At 58.3% G+C, this 7,233-nt stretch carries 7 protein-coding genes and 1 riboswitch; of the genes, 4 read left to right on the plus strand and 3 right to left on the minus strand.

All coding sequences use genetic code 11. The features are described from left to right. Positions 1-129: 129 nt before the first annotated feature. The 4 genes from aroC (at position 130) to NE637_RS05810 (ending at position 4,491) form a co-directional block, all read left to right on the plus strand. Positions 130-1,227, plus strand: a complete 1,098-nt coding sequence (gene aroC / locus NE637_RS05795; RefSeq protein WP_256267613.1) for a chorismate synthase — start codon at positions 130-132, stop codon at positions 1,225-1,227. Next, positions 1,224-1,535, plus strand: coding sequence for a helix-hairpin-helix domain-containing protein (locus NE637_RS05800; protein ID WP_227118668.1), 312 nt, complete (start codon positions 1,224-1,226; stop codon positions 1,533-1,535). Before aroC ends, NE637_RS05800 begins: the two co-directional genes overlap by 4 nt. Continuing rightward, positions 1,532-3,772 carry an SF1B family DNA helicase RecD2 gene (recD2, locus tag NE637_RS05805; protein WP_227118667.1) on the plus strand — a complete coding sequence of 747 codons (2,241 nt, stop codon included), beginning with the start codon at positions 1,532-1,534 and terminating at the stop codon, positions 3,770-3,772. Before NE637_RS05800 ends, recD2 begins: the two co-directional genes overlap by 4 nt. 86 nt (positions 3,773-3,858) lie before the next feature. Beyond that, entirely contained in the window at positions 3,859-4,491 is a 633-nt protein-coding gene (locus NE637_RS05810) for a CatA-like O-acetyltransferase (protein ID WP_227118666.1), read from the plus strand. A gap of 322 nt (positions 4,492-4,813) precedes the next feature. Here the strand turns inward: NE637_RS05810 and ribB are convergent, their stop codons facing one another. From ribB to NE637_RS05825, 3 genes are all read right to left on the minus strand, one after another. Next, positions 4,814-5,485, minus strand: a complete 672-nt coding sequence (gene ribB, locus NE637_RS05815) for a 3,4-dihydroxy-2-butanone-4-phosphate synthase (protein WP_227118665.1) — start codon at positions 5,483-5,485, stop codon at positions 4,814-4,816. A gap of 116 nt (positions 5,486-5,601) precedes the next feature. Further along, a riboswitch (FMN riboswitch) is annotated at positions 5,602-5,752 on the minus strand. A gap of 92 nt (positions 5,753-5,844) precedes the next feature. Then, complete coding sequence (gene amrA, locus NE637_RS05820) at positions 5,845-6,420, minus strand: AmmeMemoRadiSam system protein A (RefSeq protein ID WP_227118664.1); 576 nt, start codon at positions 6,418-6,420, stop codon at positions 5,845-5,847. Between the two features lie 539 nt (positions 6,421-6,959). Beyond that, entirely contained in the window at positions 6,960-7,196 is a 237-nt protein-coding gene (locus tag NE637_RS05825) for a dissimilatory sulfite reductase D family protein (protein ID WP_192112560.1), read from the minus strand. Positions 7,197-7,233: the final 37 nt, after the last annotated feature.

The following is a 7,233-nucleotide window of genomic DNA, read 5'->3' on the forward strand; positions in this document are numbered from 1 at the left end:
CAGTTTCACCCTGGAACTGTCCGGCGTCTGTTCACGCAGACGCCCGCCACGAAGGCCCAGACGCAATGCATTGCACTGGCAAACGCCCCGTGAGCGACTTACAATGCTGTAGTGAAGGCGAGGTAGCACATGGCTGGCAATACATTCGGACAGGCCCTGCGGCTGACAACATTCGGCGAATCCCACGGCGTGGGCCTTGGCGGCGTCATTGACGGCTGCCCGGCGGGCCTGACCCTGACAGAGGCCGACATTCAGGCCGAGCTTGACCGCCGCAAACCCGGTCAGGGCCCCACCGCCACCAAGCGCAAGGAATCGGACACGGTTCGCCTGCTCTCCGGCGTGTATGAGGGCGTCACCACGGGCACGTCCATTGCCTTCTACATCGCCAACGAAGACCAGCGCTCGCACGACTACGGCAATCTGGCCGAAGTTTTCCGCCCCGGCCATGCGGACTGGGGATATTTCCAGAAGTACAACGGCATACGCGACCATCGCGGCGGCGGGCGCTCCTCAGGGCGCGAAACCGCAGCCCGCGTGGCTGGCGGCGTTATTGCCCGCAAGATTCTTGAACGTCGCGGCGTGAAGATCATGGCCGCCTGCGTGGAACTGGGCGGCACCGCCGTGCAGGACTGGGCGACCCTTGATCTGGACAATGCCCGCACCCGTCCCTATTGCGCCGCTACAGAGGCCATGCCCTCCCTGTGGGATCAGGTGGTGCTGGCCGCCCGCAAAGCGGGCGACACCTTGGGCGGCATTGTGCGCATCGAGGCGCGCAACGTGCCCGCAGGCCTCGGCGAACCCGTATTTGACAAGCTGGAGGCTGTGCTGGCCCATGCCATCATGAGCATTGGCGCGGTCAAAGGCTTTTCTGTGGGCGAAGGTTTCGGCGCGGCCAAGCTGCATGGCTCACAGAACAACGATCCCCTGCTCCCCGCCGGTCCGGCGCAGCCCGGCAAGGGCACCTTTGCTTCCAACCACGCCGGAGGCATCCTGGGCGGCATTTCCAGCGGGCAGACCATTGTCATGCACGCTGCGGTCAAGCCCATTGCATCCATAGCTGTTACCCAACAGACCGTGGACAAGGAGGGCAATGCCGCTTCCGTATTGATTGGCGGACGGCACGACCTTTCCGCCATCCCGCGCGTTGTGCCAGTTATGGAAGCCATGACGGCTCTGGCCCTTGCGGATGCCCTGCTGCTCCAGCAGCGCATGGGGCTGGGCCTGTGAACAAAAAGACGGATGTCCGCTCCCTGCACGCCCTGCGTTCCGTAGGCCCGGCAACCATTGAAGACCTGCGCCTGCTTGGCGTTGCTGACATTTCCGACATGGCTGGGCGCGACCCTCAGGCCCTGTATGATGAATTGTGCCGCATCAAAGGCCAGAAAATTGATATCTGTTGCCTTGATGTTTTCAATTGCGCTGTTGCTCAGGCAAAGAACCCGGAACTTCCTGCTGATCAGCGCAACTGGTTCTGGTGGTCGCGGCAGCGCAAAGCTGCAACAAGCCCAAGGATTGCTGACAAGGCGAGTGCATGAGCAACCTGCCCCTTTTACAAGATCCCGATTCCGTTGAACTCACCGGCACGGTGGAGCGCGTTGTCTTCCACAATGAAGAGAACGGCTACACTGTGCTGCGTCTGTTGCCCGCAAGCGTAAACAGCGGCAGCGGCAATGCGGGTCTCACCCGCCCACGCGACCCTGTTTCGTGCATCGGGCACATGGTCAACCCGCAAGCGGGCGTGCAGCTCAAGGTATCGGGACGCTGGGTCAACAACCCCCGCTTTGGCCGTCAGATCGAATTTCAGAACGCCGATGAAATGCTGCCCGCCACCAGCGAGGGCATCCGCCTCTATCTCGCCTCCGGCCTCATCAAGGGCGTTGGCGAAGAAATGGCCGGGCGCATTGTGGAAGCCTTTGGCACTGATACCATACGTATTCTTGATGAAGAGCCAGAGCGTCTGCTCAAGGTGCGCGGCGTGGGCAGCAAGAGCCTTGACCGCATCCGCACCTCCTGGGCCGAACACCGGGGCATGCGAGATCTGCTGCTTTTTTTGCAACCCCACGGCATTACACCGGCCTACGCTGTGCGCATCTACCGTGCCTATGGCGCGGAGGCACTCGCCATTGTGCGCGAAAATCCCTATCGGCTTGCCATGGACATTCACGGCATCGGCTTTGTCACCGCTGATGCCGCTGCCAGCAAACTGGGCTTTGAGCACGACAATCCCCTGCGGGTTCAGGCGGGCACCCTCTATGTACTGCAAAAAGCCACGGACGACGGCAACGTCTATTTGCCGCAGGCGGAGCTGACCGAGGCGGTCTGCGCCCAGATTGGCGTTGACGAAGGCCTTGTGGAGGATGCCCTCGCCGCGCTCGAAGCCGATGAACGCATCGTGCGCGAAGAACTGGACATGCCCGACGCCCCTGGCGAGATTGGCGTGTACATGCGGCGCTACCACCACTGCGAGTCAAAAACCGCCTTCTACATCCAACGCCTCTTGCGCTCGCCCAAATCCGTGCGTTTTGAAAAGCCGGATGCGCTGGTGGACAAGATTGTGGGCGAACTGAACATTTCCCTCGCGGCAGAGCAGCTTGAGGCCGTGCGCACCGCCGCCCGGAGCAAGATGATGGTGCTTACCGGCGGCCCCGGCACGGGCAAAACCACCATCATCAATGCCATTATCAAACTCTTTGGCGAGGTGCGCGCCCGCATACTGCTGGCAGCCCCCACAGGCCGCGCCGCCAAGCGCATGTCCGAAACATCAGGACGCGAGTCACGCACCATCCACCGCCTGCTGGAATACAGCCCCAAGGAAGACGGTTTTGCCCGCAATGAGGACAATCCCCTCGCCTGCGGCCTCCTTGTGGTGGACGAAGCCTCCATGATGGACACCCTGCTCTTCTACCACCTGCTCAAGGCCGTGCCGCTGGGCGCAACGCTTGTTTTGGTGGGCGATGTGCACCAGTTGCCCTCGGTAGGCCCGGGCAACGTGCTTGCAGACATTATCCGCTCCGGCGTTGTGCCTGTTGTGGAACTGACCGAAATTTTCCGTCAGTCAGCGGAGAGCGAAATCATCTGCAATGCCCACCTCATCAACCGTGGTGAAATTCCTTCGCTGGAATCGAGCAAGGACCGACTCTCGGACTTCTACTTCATCCACCAGAATGATGCGGAAAAGGCAGCGGAGCTCATTGTGGATCTCGTGCGTAACCACATTCCCCGGCGCTTCAACCTCGATCCGGTGGACGACATCCAGGTGCTCACGCCCATGCACAAGGGCGCTGTGGGCGCTGGCCGCATGAACGCCTGTCTGCAGGAAGCCCTGAACCCCCACGGCATAGAAGTGCGCCGTGGCGACCGTTGCTTCCGCCTGCACGACAAGGTCATGCAGATACGCAACAACTACGACAAGGACGTTTTTAACGGCGACATGGGGCGCATCAGCTTTATGGACGTGCGCGAACGCACCCTCAGCATCACCTTTGACGAACGCGTTGTGCCCTACGAATTTGATGAACTGGATGAAATCGCGCCCGCCTACGCCATTTCCATCCACAAATCGCAAGGCTCGGAATACCCCGCTGTGGTTATTCCCGTCATGATGCAGCACTATGTGCTCCTGCAACGCAACCTCATTTACACGGGTGTAACGCGCGGCAAAAAACTGGTCATTCTGGTTGGCGAATCCCGCGCCCTGCACATGGCTGTTAAAAACAACAAGACCCGCAAGCGCTTCACGCGGCTGGCGCAACGCCTCGCGCCTGTGGAGTAGTTTGGGGCTGCACGAATTATTTTTCTGAAGCTCCAGCCAATTTGCAATACGTTTTTTAAAGAAACAGTGCCGCACCAGGATTCATTATGAAATTCCTTGATGACTCATGGGAAAGAAATGAACATTTCAATTTCTTTCAGTCACGAAAAAATCCGTGCTTCAGTGTTTCGTTTTCGGCAAATGTTGCCAGGCTGTATGAAGTAAAAAAACAGAATGGCTTTCGGCTTACGGATTGCATCTATTTTGCCGCCATGCTTGCCGTTCATGGCGTTGCTGGTTTCAGACAGCGCATAGTCAATCTGCGGCCCGTAGAATTTGACTGCATTGATGCAGCGTTTACCTACATCCCTAAAGGTAAAGCATTGCATTGCAATTGCGTTGCGAAATTTGATCGCAAATTTTCCGTATTTAGCAGCAACATCAGCGCAGCGCGGGCCATTGCCGACCAGAATCCAACGCTTTGCCCCGAGGGCGGCGAGGTGCAAAGCTTGATCTACTTTAGCTGCGTGCCAGATATTCCCATACTTTCAGTGACAAATCCCTGGGGTGATCCGTGGATCGACAGCGTGCCCAGAATTCTTTTTGGCAAAAAAGATGACGCAGGGAATGTCACCATCTCCATTGAAGCGCTCCACAGCTTTATTGACGGGATACATCTGGCTGAGTTTTATAAGCTCTTCACACAAATCATGGAATCCCCCCACGAATACTTCAGCTGATCTCGACAGCGCCTATAAAAATTCAAGCCCGGCTCATTCCATGAACCGGGCTTTTTTTATAAGGTCAAACTTGCCTGCGCCATGTAAAGAAGGATCACTTTACGTCCAGGGAACCGACTCCTTGACTTTCCGCGCGATGGATTCTGTTCGCTGACAAGGAAAGCAGAGCTTTTTGCGCATAACCTTGATGGACGCGCTGCATGATGCATTTTGTTCTCTGGCAAGGAAGGAGCACTTTGTATGCAGGGAGTGTACTCTTAGGTACTCGACCGAAATACAAAGCGCGCCTGACGCAGCCAGAGGGCAAAAGGCGCGCGCGGGGTTAGGCACTGGCGGCAAGATGCAGATCACCCATAGCCAACCTCCACGCAGCAATATCTTCCACACTGCACAAAGGCATGTTGTGGGCGCGGGCAAAGCCCGCAACTTCGGGCAGCCGCGCCATTTCGCCGTCATCCATGGTCAGCTCGCAAAGTACGCCGCAGGGTTCAAGGCCTGCCATACGCATGAGGTCGACCGTGGCTTCCGTGTGGCCGCGCCGCTCCAATACGCCGCCGGGCCGCGCCCGCAAGGGGAACACATGACCGGGGCGGCGCAGATGGGCGGGCTGGGCATCGGGCGCAGCGGCGGCCTTGATGGTGGCAACGCGGTCAGCGGCGGAAACACCCGTGGTAACGCCTGTGGCCGCCTCAATGGTGACGGTAAAGGCAGTCCCCTGCGTATTGGTGTTGTGGTCGGTCATCATGGGCAGGTCAAGACGCTGCACATGATCGTCCGTGAGGCACAGGCAGACAATGCCGCTGCAATGACGGATCAGCATGGCCATCTGAGGCACAGTGATGTGCTGCGCGCTGAAAATGAGGTCGCCTTCGTTCTCGCGATTTTCGTCATCCACAACGCAAACGCCGCCGCCTTTGCGCAATGAGGCAAGAGCAGCGCGAACACGTTCTTCAGAGGTGCCGAAAGAGGCAAGGGATAATGAGGACTGATGCATTCCGTTCTCCTGTTTCCGGCTTTATTTGCCGGGAGATGGTGCATCAGGGCGTGGACGGGCCGCAACACAAAGTGCGCCTTCCAATAAAGGACGCACCGCTGCTGTGGGCGGCAAAAAACCGTTCTCTTCCATCCGGACTATAACCGTCGGCTTCGGATTCTCACCGAATCTGCTGACCCCAAACACTGGGCGCTCGCGGGCTGGCGGAAGCCCGCTGGCCGCCGCATCACCGCCGGTGGGGACTTTCACCCCGCCCTGAGAAATCTTGTGCAGCTTACACCCCGGAAGGGGCATGTGCAAGCATCACGTCACCTGCCGCGCCCCAACAAGGCGTAATCATTCAGGCCAGGCCATTCACGCTACGCCTTGAACACAACCGCCTCATACCAGAATAATTGCGCCCCCGGCAGCTTCCACGAGCCAGGAGGCACCCCGGCCTTGAGGCACAAATTATCCAGATAGGCCAGTCGATCCCAACCCTGCTCCACGGGCACCTGCGGCAAGAATACGCCGCTGCGCCCCTCGTAAACCAGCACAAGGCCGTGCCGCCCCACCTCCACCGCTTCCGGGCCGGGGCAGGGGCTGAGTTCGTCCAGAACAGAAATGTCAAGGGCGACGTGCGGCCATTCGGCAAGCGTCAATGGGGGGAAACGCGGGTCTGCAAAAGCCGCCGCCTGCGCCATATGCCACACAGTAGCATACAGCGGCTCACGCCCCACAATATTGCCAATGCAGCCGCGAAGCCTCTCACCCAGATTCAGGGTTACAAAAGCCCCAAGCGTTCGCCACAGGGCGCTTTCTGGCGCGAATTGGTCGGCAGGAGGTTGCGAAACATCCGCCACGCTTTTCCCAGCCAATCCGGCTTCGATGGACCTGCGGGCCTGATGCGACAAAAATTGCTTTTCAGCGTCAGACAGGAAAAATGCAATACTCATTCTGCCTCCCGCGTAACAAACAGAGGGTGAAAGTGAAACAGAACAGACCCACATACAGGTTTGCCCTTTCTGCACAGATTGCGGGAAACACTCGCGCAGAGCAAGCCCGGTGATCACGCGGGGAGCGTGGATGCGGCCACGCATGTCTCGTGCCTTCAGCCATGCACAGGTAGGCCGCTCGGCGCAGCGCTTTCTTTAGTCGTGGCCTGGGATGTAGGAGTATGAGCCGCCCCCTGAAAGCAAGAAATGCCACAACTCGCGTTGCGGCATAACTTGCTGAGGCTTACACGCAAAGGCTGACGCACCTTGCGAAGGCCCATGCTTCAAGGCATGTCCTTGCCGTTCGAGATAAGAATCCCGACAAATAAACCTGAGGCATCCTGGCGGTATTTGCCAGACTACATCGGCCAGCAGCCTGAGGCAGTCGGCAACAAAGACGCGCTTTTTATGCAGGGAGCGTACACTTTGTACTCGACCATAATAAAAAGCGCGTTTTGGCGCAGCCGAAAGCAAAGACACTGGGCCAATGCGGTCTGCTGCTAATCTTCGCCTTCAGCGGCAGACTGCTTGCCCGCGCCCTTCATGCCGTACATGGTGGTGGAACCGGAAGACCAGAATTCCAGCACTTCTTCGTTCACCAGCTTGGTGAGGATTTTCTTCACGTCGCGGGGTCCCTTGTCGGGGAACAGTTCAAGGAAATCCTTGAAATAGAACTTGGACTTGGACGAGGATTTGCTTTTCAGGAATTCAACAACAACGTCTTTGTCGTCAGCCATGGTGAGTCTCCTGTCCCGGCGGCGCAAAAAGCGCCGC

The organism is Desulfovibrio desulfuricans (genome assembly GCF_024460775.1).
Lineage (GTDB): Bacteria > Desulfobacterota > Desulfovibrionia > Desulfovibrionales > Desulfovibrionaceae > Desulfovibrio > Desulfovibrio desulfuricans_E.

Bases quoted from the DNA above. Each gene is read 5' to 3' on its own strand.
- amrA (WP_227118664.1), bottom strand. From the start codon at position 6,420: ATGAGTATTGCATTTTTCCTGTCTGACGCTGAAAAGCAATTTTTGTCG.
- NE637_RS05810 (WP_227118666.1), top strand. From the start codon at position 3,859: ATGAAATTCCTTGATGACTCATGGGAAAGAAATGAACATTTCAATTTC.
- aroC (WP_256267613.1), top strand. From the start codon at position 130: ATGGCTGGCAATACATTCGGACAGGCCCTGCGGCTGACAACATTCGGC.
- recD2 (WP_227118667.1), top strand. From the start codon at position 1,532: ATGAGCAACCTGCCCCTTTTACAAGATCCCGATTCCGTTGAACTCACC.
- NE637_RS05825 (WP_192112560.1), bottom strand. From the start codon at position 7,196: ATGGCTGACGACAAAGACGTTGTTGTTGAATTCCTGAAAAGCAAATCC.
- ribB (WP_227118665.1), bottom strand. From the start codon at position 5,485: ATGCATCAGTCCTCATTATCCCTTGCCTCTTTCGGCACCTCTGAAGAA.